The organism is Marinomonas pontica (assembly GCF_026191375.1).
GTDB classification, from domain to species: domain Bacteria; phylum Pseudomonadota; class Gammaproteobacteria; order Pseudomonadales; family Marinomonadaceae; genus Marinomonas; species Marinomonas pontica.
Genome location: NZ_JAODTL010000029.1, coordinates 1 through 26,996 on the forward strand (window position 1 = coordinate 1; position 26,996 = coordinate 26,996).

Sequence of the window (26,996 nt, forward strand, 5' to 3'; positions counted from 1 at the left end):
CAAAAGTGGCACCAATAGAAAGCATTTGTTTAAACCTGATTGACGGTTGCGAACAACGCATCGACACCGCGACCTGCAACGACGAGTTAATGCTGTTGCTCGCCGGCGTCGGCTTCGAACAACAAATGATAGAAAAAGCCGATCGCAGCAAAAAGAACACCAGTGGCCAGCTCGCTTATTTGAAAGGCTTATGGGAAGCCATCGGACAAAACGAAGTGTATGAATTTACGATTCAATTAAACGACGATGAGCCTTTTACCATCACCACACCAAGCCTAACCATTGCCAATGCGGCCCCCATCACGACCTTATTGGCTCAAGGCAAAGGCGTACCCGATATTATGGATGGTGAGTTGGATTTGACGTGGTTAGACCCAGAGCGCATGCAAATATTGAACTTGGCAGAATTGGCTATGCTTGGGTTGGGCGACCAAAATGAAAACAGCGACTTATCAAAAGACAACAATAGCCCAGAAAGCAACAACGGTATTTTTCATCGTTCGGCACAGCGTGTGACGGTGGATATCAGCCAAGTCGGCCATTATGTGGTAGACGGTGAAGTGCGTGAAGCGAAGACACTCGAAGTGGTCGTGAGACCTAAGTCATTGAGTGTCATTGTTCCTGAATCAACGCTAAGCTAAGCAAGCCATGACGTCATAACGAATCATTCAATGAGGGTTTGCGTTTGCTGGCTTTGTGTTGGTACATCCGTTTGTCGGCCGTGGCAAGACAGTCAATCGGACTCTTGCCCGTGTGTTTATGAGCAATGCCATAGCTGATACCTGCCGTTGGCCAATGCTTTCTCAACGCCACTTCCGTGTCTAAAATTCGTTGCTCAAGCTCAGAGGCCAACGTGTCGTTTGACACGTCATCCCCTCCGATCAACCACACAAATTCGTCTCCGCCAGAGCGGAAAACCTGATCTGCCGCCGGAGCGTGTCGCCGCATTAGATCGGCGGCATCCATTAAAAATTGGTCGCCAGCTTTGTGACCTTGTCCATCATTAATCTGTTTTACGCCATCAAAATCAATGAACACCATACAATAATCCTTGCCCACACTCTCTAGCGCTTCATTCAAAGCGAAGCGATTACCGACTTGCGTCAGCGGATCAATGCGCGCCTCAAACATCACCTTGAGATATTCTCTTTGTTTGAGCTGCAACCACTCAGACAACGACAGCATGATACAAATACAATCCAGCGCTAATGCCGCAAGTACAACCAATTCAGGGTAAAGCAAGTGCGCAAAGACATTCCCATGGGAAGCCACGTAATACATCAGTGACATACTGTAGAGAAGGTTACCAACAAGATAATACTTGGCGCGAAAGTCTTGCTTAGACAGCATGGTAATGCCGATATAAAGGCTCAGCGGCACCCACACCATGGCGATAATATGAGAGACATAAAAAGTCGTTTGAAAAGGCACAAAAGCGAGAATCACACCCAATACAAAAGAGGCCGTGGCAAAGTATTGGAGCGCCTTGCCTAATTTTCGCTCACTCAATAATGGCGAAAATAACCCTTTTGAAAACATGGCCGCGCACGCAATGGCGAAGGGAAATATATACATGCCACCGTACGTCAGGTTGACCGGAATCGAAGGAACCAAATCATTTACCAAGCCAGACGCCACCGCCCAACCCACACCATGAAGACCCACATAGCCCGCGCACCAAAAAGGCAGCCCTAGCCGAACCCTCAAAGAAATCACTAACGCAATAATAGCCAATGTCAGCATGACCACAACCGCGCTAATGGTGACCGCATTAATCACCGATTTGTAATGATAAAACTCGGACTGTGTGTCAAAAGACAATGGCACAGGGGTTGGGTAATGCTGAGCTGAGATCACAATCCACAATCGACCCGAGGCATTGGCAGGCAAATTCAGAGGAAATGTTTGAGCATGTAAAAGGCTGGGGATGCTCTGACCTCTTTGCTGAGAAAAGTCCGCTATTTTTTTGGCGACGCCTTGATCCGGCTGCCAGTAAGCGACCCCTTGATCCATGAAATTGGTGTTTGGAATGACAAACCACGTTCTGGCTTCTTGGTTGGTCAGCGGTATTGACGCAACAAAACGCCCTGAGCGACCCAGAATGGAGCCCGTCATAAGCTCGGCCTGATCTAGGGAAGGTGTCCAGTCAGACGCGAAGTCAGACGAAACATTCGACAAGCGATACCATAAGCCAGCGTCCGTCAATTTCACCGACTGGTTCGATAGTTGAAGTGGCATTTGTGCGTGCACACCCCATGCGCCTGCGCTAAGGAAGGCAATGAAACACCACCGAAAAACCACTGCCAATAACGCCATAATGTCTCTTCGTAGCCGATGAAAAAGGGGCCCGACGCTTTATATTCACGCGTTAAAACAACGACACAGCGTCAATGCCACCCTTCCATAGTAAGAAACCTCAAGAAAGAAACAACCATAAAATGGTACACATTATGTATCTTTGAGCATAATTTCACTTAACTCCACATCAATTTTATGAGCAATCAGTCCATCTACCCCCAAGGGCATATAGCGTTTAAGCGCCCATCTTTTTATCTTTTAGCGTTGCGTTGTCTATACTGAAAATCAACGCACCGTATTCACTTGCTGAATCCATACCGATTGACTCACCGATAGAAGGCACCAAATGTCGAATCTTAGTATCAGAGTAAAGCTTGTTTGTCTCGTTGGCTTTTTTGCCGTGTGTTTAGTTGGCATCATGATCTGGGCATCCACCCAATCCATTCGCTCAATTAACGAATTCGCCTCGGATGAATTGAATCAAGTCCAAAAAGATCAAGCTGAAACGCTGCTCAAATCCACCGCCAGCGAAGCACAAACCAAGGTGCGGGTGTTTTTAGGCGCTACCGCTTCGACAGTAACCAATTTTGCGTCGCTGCTCACGCAAACGGCCAAGGGCAACGATGGCGAGAGCTTCAGCCGTGAACGCGTTCATGCGATGACAAAGGGCTTTTTAAAAAGCACGCCGACCATGAGCGCGCTTTATGCGCAATTTGAAAAAAACGGCTACGACCAGCTAGACAACAGCGCACCTAAAAACACTCTGACGACATCGGACGTGGGCACTCTGGATGTGTATTGGGTGAAAGAAGACGGTGAGTTTGCCTCCTACGAAACCGAATCAGCGGAAAAATACGGCACTGAAAAAGACGACAACGGCATTCGTGAATCTGAGTGGTACTTATGCTCTCTCGAAACCGCCAAAGCGTGCTTGCTTGACCCCTACCTGTACGAAATATCGGAAGGCAACAGCGTACTGATGACCAGTTACACTGAGCCGGTCTTAGTCAACCAAACCTCCGTCGGCTTGGTCGGTGCGGATGTCAACTTACCTAAAATCCAAACCGAAGTCACATCGCTAGCGCAAACCCTGTTTGATGGCCAAGGGCAAATCACCATAGTGAGTCAGCGAGGCATTGTAGTGGGTTCTAGCGCCTTCCCCAAAGCCGTGGGCAGCAATATAAAAGACACCCAACTGTCCGGTGTGGATCTGACAAAGAAAGGCTTAATTGAAGGTCAGCAAGAATGGTCATTCACCAGTGACTTTGCCATCGGCAACGCCACACAAAATTGGACAGTCTACTTATCGGTTCCTACCCGTGTTTTATTGGCGCCTTCCATTGCGTTGAACGCTGGGCTAAGTACCAAAACCGATCAATCGGTTACCGTTCTACTTAGCTTAGCGTTGGCCTTGGTGGTCATCGGGCTGGGTATTATTTATGTCATTGTCCGCTCGGTAACGGCACCGTTGAGCGACATTGCATTACGCATGAAAGAACTGGCATCAGAAGAGGGAGATTTAACCCAACGCTTAGGACAGCAAAAACATTTCGAATTGGTGCAACTGGCCGATGGATTTAATTTGTTTGCGGAAAAACTGCAAAAAATGATCCTGCAACTCAATGAACAGCGCCATGTTGTCGCACACTCTAATGAACGTTTTGTGGAGACTACGGCGCAGGTCGACTCCTCCATTTCCTCGCAAACCGATCAAATTCAGTCTGTCGTAACGGCCGTAACGGAAATGTCAAGCTCTGCCTTTGACGTGGCGAACTTGGCGCAAGAAAACGGCAACGCCACCAATGAAATGAGCGGCTACTTGAAAGAGTCGTTCGACTTGGTGCAACACAACCGAGGTCAAGTGGAAAGCCTAGCGTCTGAGCTGAATCAAGCCAGCGCGCAAGTGGCCAAAGTGTCAGAGCGCAGCGATGCCATTTACGGTATTTTAGACACTATCCGCGCGATTGCCGAACAAACCAATCTCTTGGCACTGAACGCCGCCATCGAGGCCGCCCGAGCAGGCGAGCAAGGTCGAGGCTTTGCCGTTGTCGCCGACGAAGTTCGTAATTTGGCCGCGCGCACACAAGACTCCACCGAAGAAGTCGACACACTGATTAAAGCCCTGCAAGAGGATGTCAGTTCCGCTGTGAGTTTAATCAATAACAGCCAATCCAACGTCAGCGACACCGTCACCGCCGCCAACAACAGCGCAGAAAAACTCGGCTTTGTGAACGACCGAGTGGTGACCATTTCAGAAAACTCCTCGCAAGTCGCCTCCGCTGCCACAGAACAGTCCAATGTGGCCGAAGAGATCAACCGCAACCTTGTCATCATCAGTGATGCCGCGCAAGCCTTACGAGACGTGGTGTCGGGTTTGTCGTCCAACCACAAAGACAACGTGGAAGCCGTTAATCAATTAACCGCCATTCTGTCGAAGCTAAAGGTGTAAACCCTGCCAATTAGATTAGAATAGCCATTCAGACGCACAACTCTATAACAAAAAAAGCAGGTTGAACTTCAACCAAGCGGAGTCGGAATCGGAATGCCATTAAAAAAATTAGAAAAACTGACACAGGCGGCCAACACCTACAAAACCATTTTAAATGCGATGGAAGAGTGGGTAGTGATTGTCGACCACCAGGCCAAAATCTTTTTATTAACCGACCTTACGCGCGTTTTCTTGGTGTCAAAGCCGAAGACGTCATCGGTAAAAAAGTCACCGATGTGATCGAAAACACACGCATGCACATCACGGTACAAACTGGCCAAGCAGAACGTTTGTCGTTCCAAAAGATTTTAGGCAGCAACATGATCGCCAATCGCTTTCCCATCATTGAGCAAGGCGATGTTATTGGCGCGGTTGGCACCGTTATCTTCCACGACACCCACGAATGGAAACAGATCAACAGCCACATCAAAGCCCTCTTAGCCGAACACGATTTCCACCGTCAGAAAAGTCTCACTGCCGACAAGACAGAAACCGGTGCCAATTTTCACCTTAACGACATCATTGGCGACAGTCAGGTAATGAAGTCCCTCAGTGCCAAAGTCACCCAAGTGGCGTCAGGCGATGTGACAGTGTTGATTCGTGGTGAATCCGGCACTGGCAAGGAATTGTACGCCCACGCCATCCATCAACTTTCGGATCGCGCCGAATTCCCCTTTATTAAAGTCAATTGCGCGGCCATTCCCGAAAACTTGCTCGAAAGTGAATTGTTTGGCTACGAAGAAGGCGCATTTACCGGTGCGAAAAAAGGCGGCAAAGCCGGTAAATTCCAACTCGCCAATGGCGGCACCTTATTTCTTGATGAAATTGGTGATTTGCCGTTGTTAATGCAGGCCAAGTTATTGCGCGTACTGCAAGACCGAGAGGTCGAATCGGTTGGCGGCACGCGTTCTACACCGCTCAATATCCGTCTCATTACCGCCACGCATCGGCCATTAGAAAGCCTAATTGAAAGCGGCGATTTCCGAGAAGACTTGTATTATCGCATCAACGTGGTCGCCATCGATTTACCACCGTTAAGAGAACGTCGTGACGACATTGCCAAACTGGCGGATTTTTTCCTGCAGAAGCTCTCTCGAAGAACAGGACGACGCGCACCTAAGCTGACCGTACAAGCCTTAACCGCTATGCTGGCGTACAACTGGCCGGGCAATATCCGTGAATTGGAAAACGTCATGGAAGCGGCATTTTATACCAGCCACGATCGGAAGATTCCGCTGTCTCTTTTGCCCCTCAGCTCGCTCAGAATGGCGCCGACCTTCAAGACAATGCCATGCTGCCAAACTTGGTTCAGCCAAACGCCAGCAGCTTAAAAGAACAGCTCAACCAAGCAGAACGCAACATCATTAAAGCCGTGCTCATCGAGTGTGGAGACAATCGAACCAAAGCCGCCAAACAACTCGGCATCAGCAAATCCACGCTGTACGAAAAGCTCGATAAACATGGCATCAGCTGATCACCGCCATCTAAACTTCATAAAAACCGCCCTAACCGTCCGATCATTCGGACTCAGTCTTGTTTATCGGACGGTTTCTTGCGCGTAAAAGCGTATTTTGGCGAATCAATCGTCCGGTTTTCCGGAGTATGGTTGTCATAACGTTGAGAGTCTGTGTAAAAATAAATATAAGCCACTGAAAATTAAGGCTTTTTTATTTGTGGCATCTTTCTTGATTTAGCCAATTCCAGCACCACAGCACACCATGCTTTGTCAGGAACACACAGCGCTATGGCGTGTAACCGCACACACAATAAAAATAATAGGATTAAAAACAATGAAAAATGCTTTGATAACAGCAACTTGTTTAACAACATTAAGCTTCGCGATGCCGTCTTACGCCGACTTCGATAAAGTCCGTTGGCAAGTCCCAATGGCTTTCTCATCGTCCTTAACGGCGTTGGGCGATGCCATGCCTGAAGTCTCCAAAATGTTGAGTGAATCCAGTGGTAAAAAAGTAAATCTGCAAGTATTTGAACCCGGCACACTGATTCCGCCACTTAGTATTTTTGATAATGTCAGCGCTGGCAACGTGTCTGCAGGATATTCATGGATGGGCTACGAATGGGGACAAATTCCTGCGGCGGCACTGTTTGGCGCGACACCATTCGGTCTAGAATCCAACGAATTTACCGCGTGGATGTACTATCACGACGGCGATAAAATGCTCAAGGAGCTGTTCAAACCTTACGATGTCTACCCAATTTTGTGTGGCACAATCAGCCCAGAAGCGGCTGGTTGGTTCCGCAAAGAGATCAATACCGTTGACGACCTAAACGGCCTTAAATTCCGCGCAGCGGGTCTTGGCGGTGAAATCATGTCTGAATTCGGTATGTCAATTAACGTCTTCCCAGGCGGCGAACTGTACCAAGCTCTGGAAACGGGCGTGCTTGATGGCACCGAGTTTTCGATCCCAACCGTGGATGAGCAGCTTGGCTTCTATCAAGTCGCTAAACATTATTACTTACCGGGCTGGCACCAACCGTCCACGAACCAATTCCTTTACATCAACCTAAAAGATTGGAACAAGCTAAACAAGCAAACTCAGTCCTTGATCGAAAATACCTGTGTGGCGGCCAATACCATGTCCTTGGCGAAATCCGAAGCGTTGCAAGGCGGAGTATTAGAGAAGTTCAAGGAAAAAGGCGTTCAGCTTCACCAGTATTCTCCCGAGATTTTAAGCGCGTTTGAAAAAGCCACTGACAAAGTTATGGCGCGTCATTCGGCTGAAAATCCAGAGTTCGCGAAGATTTACGCTTCCATGAAAGCCTTCCAAAAAGAACACAGCACTTGGAAGAAATTCGGATACTTGCCACGTGATTGGGGCACAAAATAACTCTATTTGAACCCCATTAGAGTGAGTCGGCATCATACGATGCCGACGTTTTTCACTGGATGCACACCATCCGGAATCAAAGGAGAGGCAAATGTCCGATCAATCAACAGAATTGAATTTGGCTGAAATCGAGGCGAGATTATCGCATTCCAATATCGCCGCATTACCACACACTAAAGTGTCGCACTTTTTGGAATCTTGCATTGAGAAAATGGGGCAATTCGTGTCTTGGATTTGGCTGTTTCTCATGCTCTTGATCGTTGGCAATGCGTTGATGCGCTATTTCTTCAACACCACGTTTGTGGCATTAGAAGAATTACAATGGCATCTCTACGCCGTGGGTTTCATGCTGGGGTTGTCTTATTGTTTTATTCACGATGGTCACGTCCGAGTGGATGCGTTGGCCGAACATTGGTCCATGAAACGACGTGTGTGGATCGAAGTCTTTGGCATTAGCCTATTACTGTTACCTTTTTGTTTTGTGATGTTTAACTATGCCCTTCCCTTCGTTGAACGCTCCTACCGTCTTAATGAGGTTTCACCGTCTTTTGATGGTTTGCCTATGCGTTGGGTCCTGAAGTCATTCATTTTAATTGCACTGGCGTTATTGATCATGGCCGCCGTTTCTCGCTGGCTGCGCTGTGTCGCCTTTTTAAACGGCGCGTCAACCAGTCGCCCTTCACACGACTAGTCATTAGGGGAAGTTTGTGTTCGAAACATACGAATTCTTGGTCATTGCCATGCTTGGCAGTTTCATTTTATTGATTTTTTCTGGCTTTCCTGTCGCATGGATCTTGGCCGGATTGGCGATTATTTTCAGTGTCATTGGTGTAACAACGTCGCAGTATTTGGACTGGGACACCTATTACATGAATGACTGGCGGATTTACGGCACCATCATCCAGCGTATCTTTGCTCAAATGAGCAACTGGGTGCTCGTGGCTCTGCCGATGTTTATTTTCATGGGATTAATGCTGGAACGTTCTGGCGTGGCCGAACGCCTGATGGTCAATTTTGTGAACCTGTTCGGCCGTTTCCGTGGCGGGCTCGGTGTTGCGGTGATCTTGATCGGTATTTTATTTGCCGCTTCAACAGGCATTGTTGGTGCGTCTGTCGTGTTATTGGCGATGTTGTCTATGCCCGTAATGCTGGAGCAAAAGTACTCACCATCGTTTGCCAGCGGCATTGTGGCCTCGTCTGGCACCTTGGGAATTCTGATTCCGCCTAGCATCATGCTGATTATCATGGCAGATCAGCTGTCTTTGTCGGTTGGTAACTTATTCATGGGGGCGCTGATTCCCGGTTTGTTGCTTGGCGGCCTTTATATTGTCTACGTCATTCTGTCGGCCATTTTTAACCCGAAAGTCTGTCAACCACCGCAGAATTTGCCACCCGTTACCATGGGGTTAATTTGGGACACGCTGAAAGCGATTTTTCCGCCGCTGGCGCTGATTTTATCGGTGTTGGGATCCATTTTCATGGGCATAGTGTCACCAACCGAAGCCGCAGGAGTGGGCGCGTTTGGCGCCACCTTGTTGGCCATCATCAATAAACGCTTCAACATGAAAATGCTCGCTGAAGTGTGCCGCAAAACCACCATTACGACATCGTTTGTGTTTGGCATTTTTTTGGGTGCTACGGCCTTTGCGGTGGTGCTAAGAACCCTAGGCGGTGATGAGTTCATCAGTGACTTATTGCAAAGCATCCCACTGTCGCCGACGGGCATCATTGTGGTGATTTTGTTGATCGCCTTTGTTGCGGGTTTCTTTTTGGATTGGCTGGAAATCAGTTTGATTTTGCTGCCTTTGGTTGGGCCGGTTGTGGTCGCGTTGGATTTCAATTTGGTGTGGTTTGTAGTGCTTTTTGCTTTGGCACTGCAAACCTCTTTTTTAACGCCTCCTGTCGGTTTTTCTCTGTTTTATTTAAAAGGTGTCGCGCCGCCAAGCGTCACCACACTGCACATTTATAAGGGCATCATTCCTTTCGTTTTGTTGCAGTTACTGGCGGTATTTCTGGTGTTCATTTTTCCAGATCTCGTACTTTGGTTGCCAAAAGTCATTTACGGCTAACCCTTTTGATTACCCGTTTGGAGAATAACCATGACACATAAAACGGTATTGATTACAGGCGCGGCCAGCGGTATCGGCTTGGAAATTGCCCACGCGTTTCTTAAAGCCGAGATGAACGTCGCCATTTTGGACTTCAGCCAAAGCGCCATAGACGCGGCAACCGTTCAACTCGCGGCATTCCATCAGCATTGTGCGTTTTTTGCGTGTGATGTGACCAACGAAACGCAGTTTATGGGGGCCATCGATGACGCCGTTGCGCAGTTTGGCGGCATCGATATTTTGATCAACAATGCCGGAGTGCAGTACATTGCGCCGATAGAGGAGTTCCCTTCGGACACGTATCGGCGTTTGCTCGACATTATGTTGATTGCGCCTTTTTTGGCGATAAAAAAAGTGCTGCCGCTGATGAAGGAAGCCGGTGAAGGCCGCATTATCAACATGGCATCGATCAATGGTTTAATCGGCTTTGCAGGCAAAGCGGGCTATAACTCGGCCAAACATGGTGTGATTGGCCTAACCAAGGTCGCCGCGCTGGAAGCCGCGCCATTTGGCGTGACAGTGAATGCGCTTTGCCCGGGTTATGTGGACACGCCGCTGGTGCGCAATCAATTAGAAGACCTCGCCAGAACGCGAAACGTCTCTCTCGACAAAGTCTTAGACGAAGTCATTTGGCCACTGGTTCCGCAAAAACGCCTGCTTAGCGTTGAAGAGATTTCAGACTATTGCTTGTTTCTCACCAGCCCATCGGCAAAAGGTGTCACCGGCCAAGCCATCGTGATTGATGGGGGGTATACCGCGCAGTAAATGTGAGTTGACCAACTTCAAAGCACCCAAAAAAAAGCGCTTACCACCAAGGTAAGCGCTTTTTACTATTATGAACCCAGAGTAAACGTGAAGGCTGTCTACGCCTGATTTTGCTCTAAATGCATTTCAGACTGATTACCCGCATCAGGGTCATTGTAGACACGTTCATCTAACTGGCCTTCGCTCTTAGCAACCACGGTAGACACCATTGCATCGCCAGACACGTTAACCGCCGTTCGGATCATGTCTAACAAGCGATCCACACCCAGAATCAAACCAATACCTTCGATTGGCAAACCCACTTGTGAGAACACCATCGACAGCATGATCAAACCAACACCGGGCACGCCTGCCGTACCAATCGATGCCAATACAGACATCAATATCACGGTTAGGTAGCCCATCATGCCAAGTTCTACGTTGTAGATATTGGCAATAAAGACCGTCGCCACACCTTGCATGATGGCGGTGCCATCCATGTTGATGGTCGCACCAAACGGCACAGTAAAAGACGCCACTGAGTTTTTCACGCCCAGACGTTTTGTTACCGCGCGCAAGGTCACAGGAATCGTCGCATTGGAGCTGGATGTACTAAAAGCAAACACTTGTGTGTTGCGCATTTTCTTCATGAAGGTGACAGGGCTCAAGCCGGACAAAACCTTCAAAATCACCTGCAAGGTGACAAATAAATGGAAGAGCAAGACGCCAATCAACACCAATACATAACCCAACAGCTGAGCCAGTAAATCCATTCCCAAATCCGCAATGGCTCGGGCAATAAGACAAAACACAGCGTATGGCGCCACTTCCATAATGATGGTGACCATCTTCATCATGATGTCGTTTAAGGTTTCAATGAAATCGCTCACCACAGTGGCTTTTTTACCCACCATTAAGATGCTCACACCAAACATGATCGAGAAAAAGATCACCGGCAACATGTCACCTTGCGCCATGGCACTGATCGGGTTGGAAGGAATAATATTGATCAGAACGGTCGACAGTGGTGGAGAATCTTTCCCTGCAAAATTCGCAGAGGATTCAGCATTCATTCCTTCGCCGATGCCAAAACCAGTCGCAATCACCAGCGCCGTAGCAATCGCCAATGCCGTCGTAACGAGATACAAGACAAAGGACTTAGAACCTATTCTGCCCAGTAACTTAATGTCACCAATCCCACACACACCGCACACCAGCGAGAAAAAGACCAGAGGCACGACCAACATCTTCAGTGCATTCACAAACATGCTGCCAACGACTTTAAACAAGCCATCCGTTAAGTAACTGTTTGCCCACGAACCTTCAGCGTTCAGCCCAGTAAGATTGAGGATCAGCCCGGCAATAATACCCAGCCCCATCCCAAGTAATACTTTAAACGTTGTATTCATAATACTCTCTCATTCCATTTATTATCATCGTTGAAGCAGGCAAATCATCACCGCTCGAAAATCAAAATCACGCATATTGCACGCTACGACTGCGCATCACAACCACTTTTTTGCTTAGATGGACAAGCCGACGCTACGTTAAAGCATAGATAAAAACACAAAAGCAGGGGGATTTTGTTCCGGTAGAGAGTGAAATCATGCGCCGTCTTTTAGATAGAGCAATAGGAAACTGATACAGAATAAGAGAGATGAAATAAGCGTAAAGTCAGGCTAGGAAGCGGCTTCATCGTACGTTTTTTGTGCTCGTTCAACCTGCCCTACATTTTTCTCTGCCCACACAGCAAACTGCTCAATCGTTTGGGCGAAGTCATGCCCCAAGTCCGTTAAACGATATTCCACTGTCACGGGAACCGTCGCAAAGGCCGTACGAATGACCAAACCGTCTCGCTCCAGTTGTTTAAGCTTCTGGGATAAGACTTTCTGTGAAATGCCTTCTATCTCGCGTTTGATTTGATTAAAACGAAAAACTTTGTTTCTGAGTAACCCAAGAATGAGCAATGTCCAATGATCTGCCAGTCGATCAAAAAAAGCCCGTGCTGGACAATCTTTCGAGTAAATACTATAGGCTAAAGGGGCTTTGTCTTGATTCATGGTGGTTTCTCTTAGGTAACCTAGTCTCGAATTGGTGACTTCTTGTAGGGTTAGTTTCTAAAATATACTATCAATCATGTTGAAACAAGACGAGGTCTCACCTCGAACGAATCAATCCCGAAATAACACTGGAGTGAATAATGAAAAAGACAGTCGTGGTTTTCTTCTCTGGATACGGACATACCAAACGCGTCGCAGAGTTTGTTGCAAAAGGGGCGAATGCAGAAAGCATCCAAATTGATGAGAATGGTGATATTACCGATGCGGATTGGGATACCTTAAACGCCGCCGATGCTGTCATTTTTGGCGCTCCAACGTATATGGGCGGCGCGCCTTGGCAATTCAAAAAATTCGCTGATGCAACGTCCAAAGCGTGGTTCACGCAAGCATGGAAAGACAAAGTGTTTGGTGGTTTTACCAACAGCGCAAGTCTAAACGGCGATAAGCAAGTCACTCTTATTTACTTACAAACATTAGCGTCTCAACATGGCGGTATCTGGGTAAGTTTAGGACTTCCACCAGCCAATGCACTGGCTTCTACTCGTAGCGACGTAAATAACTTAGGTGGTTCTGTAGGTGTTTTAGTCCAGTCTCCATCCGATGCTGGCGACGACGCTATTCCGGAAGGCGATTTAGAAACAGCACGCATTTACGGAGAACGCGTTGCCAACATTACAAGCCGCTTCAATTAATTAAGCATTGTGTTGGCTTTTCAAACGGCATGGCTATCCATGCCGTTTTTCAATGCATTAGAGTGCTCCTCTAAACGTCTCGCGCTGCCCACATCATCCCTAATTGGTTACTACTTTGTTCCTTTGTAAATCACCGCTTAAGGTGCTTTAATTCTCCATTATTCGTTGGCATTTCTTTTGTAAAAATGACAACGCAGACGACACATTCAAAGAGGAAACACCCATGGTTACCGCTATTATCATGCTTTCTGTTGAGAAAAAGCACATCAACCAAGTCGCTGAAAAACTGGCGTCCATCGACGGTTTATCCGAAGTGTATTCTGTCAGTGGCACATACGACATTACCGCCATTGCGCGTGTTCAAACGAATGATCAACTGTCTGAGTTAGTGACTCACCACCTAGCGCAGATTGATCACATTTTAAAAACCGAAACCATGCTGGCGTTTCGCGCGTATTCAAAACATGACTTAGAAGGCATGTTTTCCGTTGGTGTTTAACCCTTACTGTTTTGTCGGAGCATTCAATTATGAGCCATCTTCACACTGGATCTTGCCTATGTGGCGCCACCAAATTTGAGTTAGAAGGCGAGTTCAAACGGTTTTTCTTGTGTCATTGTAGCCGCTGCCGAAAAACGTCAGGCACAGCCCATTGCGCTAATCTGTTCGCACCTGGCGCGACATTGACGTGGTTGAGTGGCGAAGACAAACTGAGCTATTACCGCGTGGAAGGCACACACTTCGCGCGTACATTTTGCTCGCTGTGCGGTTCAAATATGCCAACCGACTCTAAAGAGCGAGGCCTCGTTGCTGTCCCAGCTGGTTGCTTAGACAGCGATGTGGACATTACGCCAAACGCGCATATCTTCATGGGCAGCAAAGGCAACTGGGACGATCATTTAGGCGACGTTGCCGCCTTCGATGGCATGCCAACCTAAATAGACAAGGACAAACAAGCCTACGTAGATTGGCTTGTTTGCCTTTAACAAATCACACTATAAACCGAGATTAAAGCCCGCTTAAACGGCTTGCCGCTTCTAGTAAGGTGTTTTCTTCCTTAGCAAAACACAGACGAATGATTCGCTGATTTTTGGGTGGTTGCTGATAAAACACACTCACGGGAATCGCAGCAACACCAATTTCATCCACTATCCACTCACAAAACGCCACGTCGTCAAGGTCACTGATCGCGCTGTAATCCAACAGCTGAAAATAGGTGCCATCGCACGGCAACAGTGTAAAACGACTGTCGGCCAAAGCACGTCTCAATACATCGCGCTTTTGTTGGTAAAACCCCCTAATTCATCACTGGCGTCGGGCAAAGCAAGCAGGTGCTCAGCCAAGGCTTGCTGTAACGGTGTGGCCGTACAGAAGCTGACAAACTGGTGAACTTTGCGCAACTCCACCGTCAGCTCAGCGGGCGCGATAATGTAGCCGACTTTCCATCCTGTCAGGTGGAAACTTTTGCCAAAGGAAGACACCACCAAACTGCGTGTTGATAACCCTGCGTGTTTGTGAACACTGACCGCAGACTCACCGAAGTGAATAAACTCATACACTTCGTCGGACAAAACATAAATATCGCGACTCGCAATGGCTTGCCATAGAGATTCTAAATCTGCCGCCTGCCAGCAGCTTCCCGTTGGATTATGAGGCGTATTGATAATGACCAATCGCGTCTGGTCAGTGAGCAAGGATGCGAACGCCTGCCAGTCAGGACGAAAGTCTGGTGCGGTTAATGTCACTCGCTTACAAACGCCTCCGGCCAATGTGACTGCGGGTTCATACAAGTCGTAAGCGGGATCAAAAAGCACCACCTCATCGCCATCGCGGATCAAGGCGGCAATCGCATCAAAGATCGCTTCGGAAGCACCGCTGGTGACAGTGATTTCATCCTGCGAACTGACGATTCGGCCATAATGCCGCTCAACTAATTGCACAATGGCGTCTCTTAACATTGGCAATCCTGTCATGGGCGAATATTGATTATTGCCCGTTAAAATCGCCGTTGAAGCGCGCGCGAGTAATCTTGCATCGGGAGGAAAATCCGGAAAGCCTTGCGACAGATTGATCGCGCCTTTTTCCGCCGCCAACGCCGACATTTTGGTGAAAATAGTGGTGCCGACAGACGGCAACTTGGAAACAAGAGGGAAGCCATGGTCACGATGGAAGCGCCTTTAAAAAGTCATGATCGCTACGTTAAAAGACTTGGATATCGGCCGTCAATATTACTCCCATAAAAAAACGCCAAAGCTCAAGCCTTAGCGTTTTTCGTATTGCACTTTTACGTTGAGCTTACGCGCTCATAAACGGGTAATCCGTGTAGCCTTCTGCGCCTGACGTGTAGAAAGTGTCTGAGTTAGGTTGATTCAATTCAGCACCTTGTTTGACTCGCTCAACGAAGTCTGGGTTTGCCAAGATGCCCGTACCAAACGCAACACTGTCGGCTTGGCCATCGGCAATCACTTGGTTGGCCTCTTCTGGGGTATAACCCATGTTCACCATCAAGTGACCCTTATAAGATTCACGCGCCACACTCACCACATCGGCTTGTTGAATGCCAAAGAAATCCGCACGCATCAAATGCAAGTAAGCAAGATCAAAGCGGTTCAGTTGCTCAGCCAAGAAGCGAGTCCACGCGATCGGGTCGCTGTCTTTCATGCTTTGGAAACTGTTCAAAGGAGAAAGACGCAACCCCACTCGACCGCTACCAAAGACACCCGTTACCGCTTCAATCACTTCGAATAGAAAGCGGGAGCGATTTTCCAACGAGCCGCCGTATTCATCCGTACGTTGGTTAGCGCTGTCTCGCAGGAATTGGTCAATTAAATAGCCGTTGGCACCGTGAATTTCAACACCATCAAAGCCTGCTTCTTTAGCGTTAATTGCGGCCAAACGGAAATCGTTCACGATGTCTTTGATTTCAGCAACGGTCAAGGCGCGCGGCACAGTGTAAGGTTTTTTGCCTTCTGGCGTATGCGTTTCACCATCAATGGCAATCGCGCTGGCAGATACTGCTTCTTTGCCGTCGTTCAACAAAGGGTGAGCCGCACGGCCACCGTGCCATATTTGCATAAAAATACGACCATCTGCTTTGTGAACCGCCTCCGTGGTCAACTTCCAGCCTTCGACTTGCTCTTTCGAGTAAACGCCTGGGTCGTCACCAAAAGACGACGTGCCTTCTGTTACCATGGTGCACTCGGTGATCAACAATCCCGTGCTGGCACGCTGTGAGTAGTATTCGGCCATCAAGGCATTTGGCAAATGCCCAGGCGCACGAGTACGCGTTAATGGCGCCATCACAAAGCGATTTGGCAATTCGACATCGCCCACTTTGACAGGGCTGAACAAGGTTTTCTCTGTACTAGACATCACTTACTCCAATAATTTTTAATCTTGATCTTTCAGATAGTTTAGTTAGTTGGGTTGGCTTATTAAAAAACAATCGCTTGCACTTTCTTTACTGAATGATAGTCATAATTTCACTCAATAGCCGATCAAAAAATACTCTTTTTCAGACCTTGCAGCCCGCCCTAGCAAGGACTATATTGCGAGCATCTGACGACCCTTTAGTCGCCTTCCTTTGACCCTTTGAAGCACGTTCTGTGTGAGGGAATCCAACGCAATGACATCCGACTCCAATAGACCCGTTTCACCTTTTGGTACTTTATTGGGCATGGCCCCAGGCAATGTGCCCGTCTACTCTTCTGACTACGATACCGCCGATGAAGCAGCGTTGCCCAATCGCCATGCGTATCGCAGTTATGTCGACGGTATTTTCATGGGGTACAAATGGCAATGCGTGGAATTTGCTCGACGCTGGTTGTACATAAACAAGGGCTACATCTTTGATGATGTCGCCATGGCCTATGATATTTTCCGCCTGACGTCAGCTCGGCTGATTGCCGATGAAAGTCGTTTGCCACTGAAATCCTTTCGCAATGGCTCTTTGCGTCACCCCGAAGTCGGCGCGTTGTTGATTTGGAGCGAAGGTGGCGAATTTGAAGTCACCGGCCATGTGGCCATCGTCACCAAGGTATTGCCAGACCGCTTGTATTTAGTCGAACAAAACGTCGGGCACCAAATTTGGCCAGAGGGACAAAATTATTCTCGCGAATTAGAAGCCCGCATCAGCGCCGATGGCGGTTATTGGCTGCGTTGCTCCTACGGTGACGCGTCCATTCTAGGTTGGGTAATTCAAACCGACGAAGAACAGCACGCTGAAAACATCGAACCCGACGATCCGGCGCTGTTTGATTTACAGATTCGGCATGTCCCGAATAAAAACCAAGCCTCTCGTGCTTGGTTAAATATAGCGAATCCGGCGGAAGAAGCCTTTGTCGACATGATGGGCGGACACAAACTCGCCAGCCGACCAGAAGACGACGGCAAATACATGGTGATGACACAGACCGCCGAACGAGAATTAAAACGTGCGACAAACGAACTGCATGCCTTGTTTATGCACGCCACCGATTACGTTTTGCAAAACGACGAATTGCTGTCGAGTTTTAATATTCCACCCGCACTGTGGCCAAAGATCCACCAATCTTGGGACAATCGTCGCAACCAAATGATCACTGGACGCTTTGATTTCAGCCTGTCAGCACAAGGAATTAAAGTCTACGAATACAACTGCGATTCGGCCTCTTGTTACATGGAAGCCGGTATTATCCAAGACAAATGGGCCAAACATTATGGCGCAACGGAAGGCGAAGGTTCCGCGACAGAGCTGGTCGACGAGCTGATCGAAGCGTGGAAAAACAGTGCGGTAAAAGGCGTGATTCACATCATGCAAGACACCGATCTTGAAGAAAATTATCAGCGCCCTTTTCATGAAGCGCACCATGGAAAAAGCCGGTCTGCAATGCAAAGTCATCAAGGGCGTCAGCAGCCTGCGTTGGGATGAAGACGGTGATGTCGTCGATGCTGATGGCGTGAAAATACGCTGGGTATGGAAAACCTGGGCATGGGAAACCGCGCTAGACCAAATTCGTGCGGAATGCGATGACGACGAACAACGTCTTCGTGACTACAAAACCGACGTAGTTCGCAGCGAAGCGCCACGATTGGTGGACGTATTATTGCGCAAAGACGTCATGGTGTACGAACCACTTTGGACGCTCATTCCAAGCAATAAAGCGATTTTACCGGTTTTATGGCTGCTTTTCCCCGATCATCCGTATTTATTGGAATCGTCTTTTGAATTAAGCGATTCACTAAAAAGTCACGGCTACGTAAGCAAACCCATCGCCGGACGCTGTGGTTTTAACATCAGTATGTACGATGGCGAAGACGCTTTAATGGAGGAAACCGTTGGCCGCTTCTCTCATCAAGATCAAATATTCCAAGCACTGTGGAAACTGCCCGACATCGAAGGCTATCGCTCACAAGTGTGTACGTTTTCAGTCGCAGGACATTACGCTGGCAGTTGTTTACGTGTCGACCCCAGCTTGGTCATCACCAAAGACAGCGACTTAATGACCTTACGAGTGATTGAATAGCGGGCAAATACAACCAGAAGCCGAACAAACGTCCACTACGACTAAAATGGGCGTCTGTTTGGCTCTTCTTGAGACTAAGGTATTCAACGCTCAGCAAATTTAACGGCGTACATGGCTTTATCTGCGCGGTGCAGTAGTTTTTCCAGTGTGTCGCCTTCTTGGACAAGGGCGCTGCCGACACTAAATTCAATCGTAACGTCGTGGTCTTGTATATTGATCACCAAGGATTCTAGGTCGCCTAATAGACGCTCTGTAATCTGTTGAACCACTTTGTCATTGGATTGTTTTACCAAGATAAGAAACTCGTCTCCGCCCCATCGTGCCACTTCGCCTTTGCCTTTCACTATGGCGTGTAAATACGCAGCGACGTCTTGCAAAACGTGGTCTCCAATGGCGTGACCGTATTGATCATTGATGTCTTTAAAGCGGTTAATATCGACATTAATAAGGCCGAATGGTTGCTGAGTGGCTTGCCAGTGCGCCATGTATTCGCTCATGTGTGCTTCAAAACCACGGCGGTTGTACAGTTCGGTCAAGGGGTCTAGCTTAGCAATCCGGTTCAGCTCTTCTGTGCGCTCCGCTACTTTGCTTTCCAGCTCTTGTTGGTATTCTAAAAGAGACGTCGACATTTTCTGATAATGCAGAATCAAGCGTTTGATTTCCAAACCAGCAAAGCGACTCAGTTTAGGCTTGCGATTGTGGTTTTTACCTAATTCAGCTATCGATAAATCCAGCTCTTCTAATGGCTTTGTGACCATCAAGGTCATCAAGACATAGACAATAATTAAGGCGCAAACCAAGCTAACAAAGAACACCCACAGCAAACCGGAAAACTCAGTCAGAGGAAGGAAGCTATTGATGTCTATGAAGTTTACTTGGAACCAATCAATTTCGGGAATGTAAATAACACTGGCTAACTGACGAACCCCGTCTTTATTTACGGAGGTCATTTCGACGTGGTTGGGGTTGCTTTTCGCGTCGGCGAAGCTGTGTTGTAGACGCTTTTGAGAGTCTGCGTCGCTCAGCAATTGAAAGATGAATTTTTTGTCGTGGGCGTTTTTCGTGATCGACGCAAAATCGATCAGCTCTTCTTTTTGATGAAGCTGAATCGCCCCTTCGTAATTGGTAAATACAATGCCAGAGTAAATGTCCTGTTTTTCGACCATTTGTTGCAAAAATGTAGACAAATCCAGACCCGTTCCGACCACCCCTAACACCGCATCACCATCACGAATCAGCACATCGTTCCACAGCTTGATCACCCCTAGTTCCACATCGGGATTCACGTTCAAATGCAGATTCAGTTTGATCGCCATGAGTTGATAAAACCAGGCATCGGAGGGCTTTTCTTCCTGAAGCGTGTATCGATAAGGATCCGCCGATGTCGAACCATCACTGTAGTAATAACGATCGTTGGCTTTTAACGCGATGAAGTAGGATTTATCAGAAAAACGGTGTCGGAATGCTTCTGTGTCGATTAAGGCTTGCTGCTTTAACGTCTCATTATCTGGTTGCTTCGCCCACGCTTTTAACGATTCCAGTTCAGCCAGTTCTTTGGAGAGTTTTACTTCTTGAATCAGCGGCAATAACGTTCTGACTTTATCATACCGAATCTGTTTCTCAGCATACCGCTCCACCCAGCTGACAATGATGTCTTCTGCCAACACTCGCATTGAAAGCCAAGAAAAAAGCAGGTAAGCAATAAAATCAACGTCGTTGATAGTAAAAAGCGTGACTTAATAGTCATGTTCAAAACGGTTCCATTTGGTGAAAGCAAGACACGGCCATTCGAGTGAAGCAACAATTAAGCCATTATACGTAAACGAGTAATGAAACACTTTTTTCGATGAAAAAAAGACACGTTTTGTAACCAAACGACTGGCGGGTCAACGCCTCGCTTGGAGCGGGGATCGTCCAATCACTTTGCGGTAAGCACGAGAGAAGGAAGAAACACTCGAAAAACCATAGCGATCCGCCAAGATAGAAATAGGAATGGACGTGCTCTTGATCAAATAATCGGCGTGCTGAAGTTTGCGCGCCAAGATGTATTTTTGTGGACTCATGCCCAACTGAGTCTGACACACCACATAAAAATGGCTCGTGCTCATGTTGAAATAGTGAGCGAGCCATTCATTGCTAAACGTCTGATCCAACTGTTTGTCGATCAAGGCATTAAACACCGCCAAATCCAACCGCTGGTGCGCCACGGCGCGCCATGCACGGTCTTGTTCTGCGACAATGTCGGTAATTTGCAGCAATAACATCGGCAGCATTTGAGTACTAATACGGCGTCGTAGCGCATCCGGCGCTTGATGCAATTGCTTAGCCGCAAATTCAAGGCAACCCATCATTTCAACCGGCAGCTGGGAAAACATCGCAGACGAGCGCATCAAGGTGTCCAAAGACACGCCGGCACTGTCCTTGATATAAGTCATTAACGGATCTTGTTGATGAATGTCGACCACCAACAACTCACAGTCTTGGGTCTGACCCGAAAACAAATGGGGAATATCATTTGGCGCGAACGCAAACTGGCCGCGACTTAACGCACGCGCAGAAGAAGGCAACTCGCACGTCATTTTTCCCTGCCACCCTATCAGGATCTGAGAAAAATCATGCAGATGCTCGCCGTGCTGTGTCGAGATCAAATTGCGACGAATTTCGCTGTGCGTGCCTTTCATTTGCGCCGTGTTCACCCACTCTATTTTACCAATGTCTCTCTTTATAACAGCTCCCTTAAACAGTGCATAGCCTTGGTATCAATCACCGTAGTTTTGGTCAACTCGCCTGTGGATTGGCTTGCTAGGATGACACCTCAATCATTCAACCAACAGGACGAAGACGATGCAGATCTCAGCAGACACATTACGAGAGCGTTTAACATGGCCAAAAATGATCGCCGCATTACGCGACATTTTTGTGGCAGACGTACATTCTCCTGTGCGTCACCATCATTTTATCGACGTACCAAACGCGCCCCAAGCCACTTTATTGCTCATGCCAGCGTGGATCGAAGGCCAGTATTTGGGCGTAAAACAAGTCAGTGTTTTTCCCGGCAACAACGCCAAAGGTCTTCCCGGATTGACCAGCCTGTATACCTTGAGCTGTGGCGAAACTGGCCAAACCTTAGCGCAAATGGACGGCAATGTGATTACGGCTATTCGAACAGCAGCGGCTTCGGCGTTGGCTTCGGCGTATTTATCACGCGACGATTCTCGTTCTATGTTGATGGTTGGCGCAGGCCGAATGGGACGCCACCTTGTGCCGGCTCACTGCAGTGTTCGCCCGATCGAGACCGTGTGGATTTGGGATCGTAACAGCGCCGCCGTGTCCGATTTCGTTGCTGAGTTACAGTCACAGGGCATCGATGCCCGTTCATGCCACACAGAACAGTTGCCAAACGTTACGGGTCAGGTCGATATTATCAGTTGCGCCACCCTTGCCAACGACCCCGTGATCTTAGGCGAATGGCTATCACCGGGCGTTCACGTGGATTTGGTCGGCAGCTTCACGCCTTCCATGCGCGAAGTGGACAATCTTGCCATGCAAAAAGCGAAGATCTTTGTGGATACCCGAGCGGGCGCTTTAGCGGAGACAGGTGATCTTATTATCCCCATTCAAGAAGGGGCAATGGCGACAACAGACATTCAAGCCGAATTGACCGAATTATGTGGAAATACCCACCTAGGTCGTTCCGCCCTAGCGCAACCAGACCGCGCTATCACCTTGTTTAAATCCGTTGGAGACTCTCGGGAAGATTTGGCCGCGGCCATTTTGGCTTATCAGCCAACCGAGTAGACAAATAACACCTAATCCCATTTTGCTTCACGTTCATTAACACCGCTTTTTAGGAGAGCCGACATGCACGACAACCCCCTTTCTGCGTTTACGAATGCTTCGTTACCCCACCAAGGTTCTGCGGGCATTTCGTTGGCCGTCGTGGGCGCGGGTGTTGTCGGTTTATGTGTCGCCTTAGAAGCACAGAGACGTGGCCATCACGTCACCTTAATCGACCATACCGCACCGGGAAAAGCCACCTCGTATGGCAATGCGGGGTATTTGGCGACCGAAATTATTGACCCATTAGGCACGCCAGACGTCTTACGGGCTGCGCCCAAGTTATGGCTAAACCCCAAGGGGCCAATTTGCACTCCGTGGCGCTATATTGCCAAAGCAATCCCGTGGTATTGGCGTTTTTTAAACGCCGCGCAAGCCGAGCCAGCACAGCGCGGAACAGACATGATCCACCAGCTTAATCAAGCGGCCGTGGGTGCGTGGCAACGCACCTTAGCCGACATCAACGCTTCGGCGCTGCTGATAAAAGGCGGTCACCTTGTGGTGTGGGAAAATACGCAAAAACGCGACGAAGCCCATCAACTGATAGAGAAAATGCACCGCTACGATATTCCATGCGAATTCGTGGACGCAGAACGCTTGGCTCAGCTCGAACCAGAACTGTCGCTGTCGCTCAGCCACGCGGTGTTTTTTCCTGAAAGCCACCGATTAACCGATCCTTACGAGGTGTGTCGAGCGCTTTTTGATGCATTTTCAGCCCGTGGTGGCGTGTTCATTAACGCTAAAGTGGACGACGTTCATCCCAGTAGTAATACTCACATCGATCTACGCATAGCGGCTCAAACACAGCGCTTTGACAAAGTTGCCCTGTGTGCAGGGGTTTGGAGTAAACAGTTACTGGAGCGCGTCGGCATAACCGTCCCACTGGAAGCGGAGCGGGGTTATCACGTCACCTTTCCCCATGATGCCGCTCGCATCCATCACACTGTTTTATCCGCAGACAGAAAGTTGGTGTTATCGCCACTCAACGCAGGACTGCGCGCGGTGGGAATGAGTGAAATCGGTGGCACGACATTACCAGCGATCAAAAACGCTATCGCGTGTTGCGCGAACACACAAAAGGGCTGCTGCCTAAGCTCTTTGACAATCCGCAACTTGAGTCGACAGAGTGGATGGGGTATCGACCGTCGTTCCCAGATTCGTTGCCGGTGATCGATTTGCATCCGATGTATTCGCGCTTGTCCTTTGCTTTTGGCCACCAGCATTTGGGCATCACTCAAGCGGCGATCAGTGCAGAATTACTGCTGGACAAGATCGAACAGCGGCCCAGCCTAATTCCGCTGGACGCACTGCGCCTAGACCGTTTCTAAACGGTTTTCAGCTTGTCCTCAAGCAATGTCAAAGTGGCTTCATAGAGCGGTCGCAGCGCAGCAATGTCTGCACCAAAGTCTTCGTCTGTGCCGACATTGCAATGAGTTTCCATGGCTCGGAACGCGTCCGCGAGAGTTTGTGCGCCCACCGCATCCGCATCACCGGCCAAGCGGTGTGCGATGTCAGCCAGTTCGTACATATCTTGCTGAGCGTTCATTTCCGCCATCTCATCCAAGCCTCGTTCCATCGCGGAAGAAAACAACGTCACCAGTTTTTGCAGGCGCTGTTTGCCCAAGGCGGCCAGATGAGAGTGCACTAGGCTGATGTTTAGCAGTCCATTGTTGGCTTGCTGATCAATGGCAAATTGATAGTGACGGTCTAGCTGTTCGTCCATCACTTGATACAACAATTCACGTTTAAAAGGCTTAGGAATCACGGCTCGAATGCCGATGTCATGGCACTGTTTCACGTTGCTTGGCAAGACATTGGCCGTGAGCGCCACAATGGGGGTTTGCGCATTGGTTTGGCCTTCTTGACGAAGTCGGCTGGCCACCTCTAAACCGCTCATCAGAGGTAAGTGAATGTCCATTAAAATCAAGTCAAAGTGGCACTCTGCGGCTTTTTTCAAGGCTTCTTGGCCATCGGTCGCGAGCGTGACGCGGTGGCCATCTTGCTCTAATAGTTCGGTGGTGACCGCTTGGTTGATTGGCGTGTCTTCAACCAACAAGATGGACATGGGTGGCCGTTGACGCAGCGGTTCTATTGCCTTCGCCGGTTCGTGTTGCTGATTGTCTGCGGCCAACAATGGCACGTAGAACCAAAACACACTGCCGCGCCCTTCCTCACTTTCGACGCCCATTTCTCCGTCCAGTACTCGCACTAATTGCGCAGTGATCGCCAGCCCAAGACCCGTCCCACCAAAACGACGAGTAACACTTTCATCGGCTTGGCTAAAACGCTCGAAAATATGCGCAAGGTAATGATCGGGAATGCCCATCCCTGTATCTTCAACTTCGATCAATACGCCGTTGGAATGATCCGGCTGTTCGTTTCCGGGCATCACAGAGATCGTTACGGATCCGTTCCGAGTGAATTTAATCGCGTTTGATACCAAATTAGACAAGATCTGCCGCAGCGCGCCCGCCGCGCCTTGGTAACGGTCTGGCAGTTGATCGCTGATGATGACATTTAATTGGGTATGTTGTTGCTGTGCCTGTGCCAAAAACAGCAAGCTGGTGGAGTTCACCAATTCGCTAAGGGAAAAGGGGAGAATCTCTGGGCTGTACATGCCTTCTTCAAGACGAGCGTAATCCAGCAAACCGTTCAAAATTTCCAGCAAGGCTTCACCAGATTGGTAAATTGCCGCCAATTTTTCCGCACTTTGCGCAGGCTGGGGCTGGCTTTGTAATAGCTCCACCATACCCAAAATACCGTTCAAAGGCGTTTTGATTTCATGGCTCATGGTGGCCAAAAATTGGCTCTTGGCTAAGTTGGCTTTTTCTGCGGCTTCTTTGGCGTCTTGCAAACGTCGTGTGCGGCGGCTCACTTGCTCTTTAAGCTGATCGCGGTGATAACGCAACTCGGCTTCAATCAGGTCTTTTTGCTTGATGTCCGCCAAAATAGCTTCTCGCATGTCGTTCATCGCGTTCACCACAGAGTCGATTTCGTCGCTGTCTGTACGAGGCGTTTTGTGTGGCAAAATCAGCTTGGTTTTTAAATTCCCTGCGCCAATAGAACGTGTATAACGCGCCATGTATTCAAGGTGTCGTGTCACCATAAAATGCACAATCAGCAGCAGCAACACGCCATTTATCAACACCAATAAACTTTGAAAAAGCGCGATTTCGATGGCGGATCGAAGCAATTTGGACTGAATGGCAGCCATGTCGTGATACACCGTTAGTTCACCGAGCAGGCGCTGTGTGGGCTTTCCTTCACGATCGATGTAATAAATCGGCAAGGTGGTACCGTTGTTATTGTTGGAAATCGCAGACTTGTCTCCCACGATAATATCGTCTTGCCAATCGGCAGAATGCAGCGTCACCGCGTTCACGTTCGAGAAGTTCATGATGCCTTTGAGCTGCAGCTCAAGTTGCTCGCTGTCCAGATCCCATAAGCCTTTGCGAACACCTTCGATGTGCGAAGACGTGATGTAGTCGGTTTGCTGCTGCATGGAAGCGCGCTCGCGGCGGTATTCATTAAATACCTGAATACTGGTCGAGATCAGCGCCAACAAAAGGCTCAGTGACAACAGTTTAATGAAAATCCGATACGCCAGCGGATGCATTTGCTTATAACGCAGCAGATTAGGAATTAAGGCGAATTTAGCGGGTTCTGCAATGTGAGATTTTGACGAGGTCGATTGAGGTGTCATTGGTTACGGCTCCCCGTGTTCAATCCAAGGTCTGAATGGTATTTTTGGCGATATTGAGACACCAGCTTGGCCACTGTGTCCGGGTCTTGTAAGAGCGTATTTAAGCGTTGATTTAAAAAGGGCAACCACTTCAACAGCGGCGATTTTTTGGAAATAGCCAGATACCAAAAGTCACTCACATCGGTTTCGGTGTAGCCGATCTTTCCTTCTAGCCCCAACCGATGCACATCCAATTGCCCCGACAGTTTGCCCATCGGCACTACGTCCAATCGGTTGTCGGCCAGCTTTAGTAGGTTTTGATCTTGCGTTGAAACGAACTCAAGGCTTGGGTATTCATGCAAGGCGGCATCCACCTCATTGCCAAAGCTGTCTCCCATTAAGACACCAACACGCAACCCAGCCATGTCCTCCCAACCGCTGAACACCAAAGGGTGCTTGATGGGATAATAAAGATAAATGACCTCCCGAATCACAGGCGCATCCAAATACACCATAAACGTCTGGCGTTGGTCGGTTTTAAAACCGGACAGCATGTCCACGCTGCCCAATTCCACTTCTTTTAGGCAACGACGCCAATTACTGTCTTGTTGCGCATCAATGGTTACCCCGAGCGGCTCCAACAGCATCCGCATCACCGCTACGTTCACACCATCTATTTCTTCATGAGAATTCACCCAAGACACGGGAGGGTAAGCACTGTTACCGCACACCTGAT

General features: G+C 48.6%; 25 protein-coding genes and 1 pseudogene. 16 read left to right on the top strand and 10 right to left on the bottom strand.

The window, feature by feature from the left end; all coding sequences use genetic code 11:
- Window positions 1-641, top strand: a pseudogene (locus N5P32_RS06135) (diacylglycerol kinase family protein); the annotation flags it as partial.
- Between the two features lie 13 nt (window positions 642-654).
- Here N5P32_RS06135 and N5P32_RS06140 read toward each other — a convergent pair.
- Window positions 655-2,316 carry a GGDEF domain-containing protein gene (locus tag N5P32_RS06140; protein ID WP_265728235.1) on the bottom strand — a complete coding sequence of 554 codons (1,662 nt, stop codon included), beginning with the start codon at window positions 2,314-2,316 and terminating at the stop codon, window positions 655-657.
- Window positions 2,317-2,644: 328 nt separating this feature from the next.
- Here N5P32_RS06140 and N5P32_RS06145 point away from each other — a divergent pair, with 328 nt between their 5' ends.
- The 7 genes from N5P32_RS06145 (at window position 2,645) to N5P32_RS06175 (ending at window position 10,508) form a co-directional block, all read left to right on the top strand.
- Entirely contained in the window at window positions 2,645-4,747 is a 2,103-nt protein-coding gene (locus N5P32_RS06145; RefSeq protein ID WP_265728236.1) for a methyl-accepting chemotaxis protein, read from the top strand.
- 167 nt (window positions 4,748-4,914) lie between these two features.
- Window positions 4,915-6,117: a sigma-54 interaction domain-containing protein gene (locus tag N5P32_RS06150; protein ID WP_265728237.1), complete on the top strand. Its 1,203-nt coding sequence runs from the start codon at window positions 4,915-4,917 to the stop codon at window positions 6,115-6,117.
- Entirely contained in the window at window positions 6,078-6,260 is a 183-nt protein-coding gene (locus tag N5P32_RS06155; RefSeq protein ID WP_265728238.1) for a helix-turn-helix domain-containing protein, read from the top strand. Before N5P32_RS06150 ends, N5P32_RS06155 begins: the two co-directional genes overlap by 40 nt.
- A gap of 316 nt (window positions 6,261-6,576) precedes the next feature.
- Window positions 6,577-7,635, top strand: a complete 1,059-nt coding sequence (locus N5P32_RS06160; protein WP_265728239.1) for a TRAP transporter substrate-binding protein — start codon at window positions 6,577-6,579, stop codon at window positions 7,633-7,635.
- A 91-nt stretch (window positions 7,636-7,726) separates the two neighbouring features.
- Window positions 7,727-8,326, top strand: a complete 600-nt coding sequence (locus N5P32_RS06165) for a TRAP transporter small permease subunit (RefSeq protein ID WP_265728240.1) — start codon at window positions 7,727-7,729, stop codon at window positions 8,324-8,326.
- 16 nt (window positions 8,327-8,342) lie between these two features.
- Window positions 8,343-9,704, top strand: a complete 1,362-nt coding sequence (locus N5P32_RS06170; protein ID WP_265728241.1) for a TRAP transporter large permease — start codon at window positions 8,343-8,345, stop codon at window positions 9,702-9,704.
- 30 nt (window positions 9,705-9,734) lie between these two features.
- Window positions 9,735-10,508 carry a 3-hydroxybutyrate dehydrogenase gene (locus N5P32_RS06175; protein WP_265728242.1) on the top strand — a complete coding sequence of 258 codons (774 nt, stop codon included), beginning with the start codon at window positions 9,735-9,737 and terminating at the stop codon, window positions 10,506-10,508.
- A 98-nt stretch (window positions 10,509-10,606) separates the two neighbouring features.
- On the opposite strand, the gene N5P32_RS06180 is transcribed toward N5P32_RS06175, so the two are convergent.
- Complete coding sequence (locus N5P32_RS06180) at window positions 10,607-11,896, bottom strand: dicarboxylate/amino acid:cation symporter (protein ID WP_265728243.1); 1,290 nt, start codon at window positions 11,894-11,896, stop codon at window positions 10,607-10,609.
- A gap of 270 nt (window positions 11,897-12,166) precedes the next feature.
- Window positions 12,167-12,547 (bottom strand): winged helix-turn-helix transcriptional regulator, encoded by a 381-nt coding sequence (locus N5P32_RS06185; RefSeq protein WP_265728244.1) that lies wholly within the window; start codon window positions 12,545-12,547, stop codon window positions 12,167-12,169.
- 140 nt (window positions 12,548-12,687) lie between these two features.
- Between N5P32_RS06185 and N5P32_RS06190 the strand changes: the two genes are divergently transcribed.
- The 3 genes from N5P32_RS06190 (at window position 12,688) to N5P32_RS06200 (ending at window position 14,175) form a co-directional block, all read left to right on the top strand.
- A complete protein-coding gene (locus tag N5P32_RS06190; RefSeq protein WP_265728245.1) occupies window positions 12,688-13,239 on the top strand; it encodes a flavodoxin family protein in 552 nt (183 codons plus the stop codon).
- A gap of 223 nt (window positions 13,240-13,462) precedes the next feature.
- On the top strand, window positions 13,463-13,738 hold the full coding sequence (locus tag N5P32_RS06195) for an Lrp/AsnC family transcriptional regulator (protein ID WP_265728246.1): 276 nt from the start codon (window positions 13,463-13,465) through the stop codon (window positions 13,736-13,738).
- A gap of 29 nt (window positions 13,739-13,767) precedes the next feature.
- Entirely contained in the window at window positions 13,768-14,175 is a 408-nt protein-coding gene (locus tag N5P32_RS06200) for a GFA family protein (protein ID WP_265728247.1), read from the top strand.
- Between the two features lie 70 nt (window positions 14,176-14,245).
- Here N5P32_RS06200 and N5P32_RS18165 read toward each other — a convergent pair whose 3' ends face one another.
- The 3 genes from N5P32_RS18165 to N5P32_RS06210 form a co-directional block, all read right to left on the bottom strand.
- The gene (locus N5P32_RS18165) at window positions 14,246-14,506 is read right to left on the bottom strand and encodes a pyridoxal phosphate-dependent aspartate aminotransferase family protein (RefSeq protein ID WP_409371079.1); all 261 of its coding nucleotides are present in this window, start codon (window positions 14,504-14,506) and stop codon (window positions 14,246-14,248) included.
- Entirely contained in the window at window positions 14,503-15,372 is an 870-nt protein-coding gene (locus tag N5P32_RS06205) for an aminotransferase class I/II-fold pyridoxal phosphate-dependent enzyme (RefSeq protein ID WP_409371080.1), read from the bottom strand. The genes N5P32_RS18165 and N5P32_RS06205 overlap by 4 nt, the downstream gene beginning before the upstream one ends.
- A 160-nt stretch (window positions 15,373-15,532) precedes the next feature.
- Complete coding sequence (locus N5P32_RS06210; RefSeq protein ID WP_265728248.1) at window positions 15,533-16,609, bottom strand: alkene reductase; 1,077 nt, start codon at window positions 16,607-16,609, stop codon at window positions 15,533-15,535.
- A 253-nt stretch (window positions 16,610-16,862) separates the two neighbouring features.
- Between N5P32_RS06210 and N5P32_RS06215 the strand changes: the two genes are divergently transcribed.
- Window positions 16,863-18,146 carry a glutathionylspermidine synthase family protein gene (locus N5P32_RS06215; protein ID WP_265728249.1) on the top strand — a complete coding sequence of 428 codons (1,284 nt, stop codon included), beginning with the start codon at window positions 16,863-16,865 and terminating at the stop codon, window positions 18,144-18,146.
- On the top strand, window positions 18,085-18,741 hold the full coding sequence (locus N5P32_RS06220) for a glutathionylspermidine synthase family protein (RefSeq protein ID WP_265728250.1): 657 nt from the start codon (window positions 18,085-18,087) through the stop codon (window positions 18,739-18,741). The genes N5P32_RS06215 and N5P32_RS06220 overlap by 62 nt, the downstream gene beginning before the upstream one ends.
- Window positions 18,742-18,824: 83 nt before the next feature.
- Here the strand turns inward: N5P32_RS06220 and N5P32_RS06225 are convergent, their stop codons facing one another.
- Window positions 18,825-20,414 (bottom strand): GGDEF domain-containing protein, encoded by a 1,590-nt coding sequence (locus tag N5P32_RS06225; RefSeq protein ID WP_265728251.1) that lies wholly within the window; start codon window positions 20,412-20,414, stop codon window positions 18,825-18,827.
- Between the two features lie 213 nt (window positions 20,415-20,627).
- Window positions 20,628-21,437, bottom strand: coding sequence for a helix-turn-helix transcriptional regulator (locus tag N5P32_RS06230; RefSeq protein WP_265728252.1), 810 nt, complete (start codon window positions 21,435-21,437; stop codon window positions 20,628-20,630).
- A 148-nt stretch (window positions 21,438-21,585) separates the two neighbouring features.
- Between N5P32_RS06230 and lhpI the strand changes: the two genes are divergently transcribed.
- The 3 genes from lhpI to N5P32_RS06245 all read left to right on the top strand — a co-directional run bounded on the left by lhpI (window position 21,586) and on the right by N5P32_RS06245 (window position 23,906).
- Window positions 21,586-22,539: a bifunctional Delta(1)-pyrroline-2-carboxylate/Delta(1)-piperideine-2-carboxylate reductase gene (lhpI, locus tag N5P32_RS06235; RefSeq protein WP_265728253.1), complete on the top strand. Its 954-nt coding sequence runs from the start codon at window positions 21,586-21,588 to the stop codon at window positions 22,537-22,539.
- Window positions 22,540-22,602: 63 nt separating this feature from the next.
- A complete protein-coding gene (locus N5P32_RS06240; protein ID WP_265728254.1) occupies window positions 22,603-23,748 on the top strand; it encodes an NAD(P)/FAD-dependent oxidoreductase in 1,146 nt (381 codons plus the stop codon).
- The gene (locus N5P32_RS06245; RefSeq protein ID WP_265728255.1) at window positions 23,637-23,906 is read left to right on the top strand and encodes an NAD(P)/FAD-dependent oxidoreductase; all 270 of its coding nucleotides are present in this window, start codon (window positions 23,637-23,639) and stop codon (window positions 23,904-23,906) included. The genes N5P32_RS06240 and N5P32_RS06245 overlap by 112 nt, the downstream gene beginning before the upstream one ends.
- On the opposite strand, the gene N5P32_RS06250 is transcribed toward N5P32_RS06245, so the two are convergent.
- Window positions 23,903-26,281 carry an ATP-binding protein gene (locus tag N5P32_RS06250; RefSeq protein ID WP_265728256.1) on the bottom strand — a complete coding sequence of 793 codons (2,379 nt, stop codon included), beginning with the start codon at window positions 26,279-26,281 and terminating at the stop codon, window positions 23,903-23,905. The two genes, N5P32_RS06245 and N5P32_RS06250, sit on opposite strands and share 4 nt — an antisense overlap.
- Window positions 26,278-26,991, bottom strand: a complete 714-nt coding sequence (locus tag N5P32_RS06255) for a substrate-binding periplasmic protein (protein WP_265728257.1) — start codon at window positions 26,989-26,991, stop codon at window positions 26,278-26,280. Before N5P32_RS06255 ends, N5P32_RS06250 begins: the two co-directional genes overlap by 4 nt.
- Window positions 26,992-26,996 lie beyond the last annotated feature (5 nt).